The following is a 579-nucleotide window of genomic DNA, read 5'->3' as shown; positions in this document are numbered from 1 at the left end:
CAGCGAAGTTCACCGCCATGCGTTGTTGAGGACGAGGGCGGCCTGGGCGATGACGCCGATCCTGTTGGGGCTGACCGTCACGTACTGCAGGGCGCGCCAGCGCTGCTTGAGCTCGGCGGCGGCGCGCTCGCCGAGCGCGCGGATGCCGCGCAGGAGCCGGTTGTGGGTCCGGGTGTCCACCGCCAGGGGCGAGGGGATGTCCGGATGCGGGCGGAACGGGGTGTGCACGCCGATGCCGGCGCCGGTGTAGCCGACATCGGCCAGGGTCGGCAGCCCGTGGCGGGCCGCCCTGTAGAGGGCGGGCAGGGCGTGGAGGCGGGCGGCGCGCAGGTCGTGCACCGAGCCGGGCTCGACTGCGGAGACCCACAGCAGCGAGCCGTCGGGAGCGGCGATGAACTGGAGGTTCCCGGCGAAGCGCCGTCCCTTGCCGGAGTACCACAGGTCGTTGCCCCGCTCGGTGGTGCCGGCCACCCGGTCGCAGGCGATGAGCGTGCCGTCCAGCACCACATGGCTCATCCCTTGCTCGCGGCAGTGGTCTAGGACTTCGTGCAGGCCCGGCGCGCGCTCGGCCAGGACATC

The 579-nt window shown here is 73.1% G+C and carries 1 protein-coding gene; it reads right to left on the bottom strand.

Going from position 1 to position 579, the window contains the following annotated elements:
• Positions 1–9: 9 nt before the first annotated feature.
• Positions 10–579, bottom strand: a 570-nt coding sequence (locus IQ279_RS27570) for a transposase family protein (RefSeq protein WP_206352050.1), incomplete at its 5' end; no start/stop codon positions are given.

It is taken from the genome of Streptomyces verrucosisporus, assembly GCF_017114865.1.
Lineage (GTDB): Bacteria > Actinomycetota > Actinomycetes > Streptomycetales > Streptomycetaceae > Streptomyces > Streptomyces fenghuangensis.
Note: the sequence above shows the minus strand (reverse complement) of the source record. Positions and strands in the feature narration are given on the sequence as shown.